The 1,486-nt window shown below is 68.4% G+C and carries 1 protein-coding gene; it reads right to left on the bottom strand.

Annotated features, from left to right (window positions below):
• Positions 1 to 23: 23 nt before the first annotated feature.
• Positions 24 to 1,226, bottom strand: a complete 1,203-nt coding sequence (locus tag ACWCRB_RS49720) for an IS110 family transposase (RefSeq protein ID WP_451002358.1) — start codon at positions 1,224 to 1,226, stop codon at positions 24 to 26.
• Positions 1,227 to 1,486 lie beyond the last annotated feature (260 nt).

The following is a 1,486-nucleotide window of genomic DNA, read 5'->3' on the forward strand; positions in this document are numbered from 1 at the left end:
GGGGGGTGCCTCTATGTCTTTCGTCAAGCGAGGCGGGGGGTTCGGTGTTCGTAGAAGGTGCCGTCGCGGAGCATCGCGAAGAGCACGCTGATGCGATGCCGGGCGAGGCGGAGAAGGGCCTGAGTGTGGGTCTTTCCTCTGGCCCGGCAGCGGTCGTAGTAGGTGCGGGAGACGGGATCGTGCAGGGCCGCGAACGCGGACAGGAACATGGCCCGTTTGAGCTGTCGGTTCCCGCCTCGCGGTGCGTGTTCGCCGTGGATCGAGGTCCCCGACGACTTCGTGGTCGGCGCGAGACCGGCGTAGGAGGCGAGGTGGGCGGAGGTGGGGAAGCTGGTGCCGTCGCCGACGGTGACCAGCAGAACAGCAGCGGTCCTGACCGCGACCCCCGGCATCGAGATCAGGACCTGGGAAAGAGGGTGTTGTTCCAGCAGGGTGTTGATCTGGGCTTCCAGAGCCCGGCGCTGGTCGTGGACGGCCGCGAGTTGCCGGGCCAGAGACGGGATGACGATGTCGAGCGTGCCCGTTCCGGGAACCACCACGGTCTGCTCGTCGAGCGCGTCGAAGACCTCGTCGATCAGCCGGGTCGCCATGCGCGGGGCCTTGGGCCGGATCACCTCAACGAGCCTGCGGCGTCCGGCTTTCCGCAGGGCGGCCGGGGATCCGTAGCGTTCCAGCAGCCAGGTGACGGCCTGGTGGTCGAGCCGGGGCCCCAGGACACGTTCGAGGCTGGGGTGGAACTGGGTGAGCAGGCCGCGTATGCGGTTGGAGGTGCGGGTGGCCTCGGCCGCGAGGTCCTGGTCGAAGCCGACCAGCACGGTCAGCTCGGCGGTGATCTCGTCGGTCAGCTGAAGCGAGCGCAGAGTGTGCGGCATGGTGCGGGCGGCGTCCGCAATCACCGCGGCGTCCTTTGCGTCGGTCTTCGCCTCGCCCGGGTAGAGATCGGCGATCCGCCGCATCGACAGGCCCGGCAGGTAGGCGACCTTGCAGCCCGCGTCCCTCGCGACCGTCAGGGGCAGGGCGCCGATCGAAGCGGGCTGGTCCACGATCACCAGCACGGTGCCGAACTTCGCGGCCAGCTTGTCGAACACGGCCCGCAGTTTCGGTTCGCTGTTGGGCAGCGGTTTGTCGTAGACCTTCTTGCCGGCCGGGGTCAGCCCATGGCCGTGGTGGGCCGTCTTGCCGACATCCAGACCGAGGAAGACGCCCACGTCGACGGTGTCGAACATCGTGCTCTCAACTCCTTTGGTGCGGCTGGCCTGGGCATCGGTGTCGTACACGCGCATCCACGTTATGCAGACCTGCCGCCCGCGAACTGCCCGGCATTGCACCGGACCGGACGGTGGCCGGACCTCTCATCAGCGTCTCCGACGGCACCTCTCGGGCCCGGTGAACACCACCCCCCAGGTCATCAAGGACAGGGGGACACAGTCATGCCGGGCCCGGAGGCCAGCGGCCCTCTTGCAGGACCGCGGAAAACATAACGGGG

Source organism: Streptomyces sp. NPDC002156, assembly GCF_053593675.1.

Excerpts from the sequence above, each read along its gene's own strand:
- ACWCRB_RS49720 (WP_451002358.1), bottom strand. The coding sequence starts at position 1,226 with ATGTTCGACACCGTCGACGTGGGCGTCTTCCTCGGTCTGGATGTCGGC.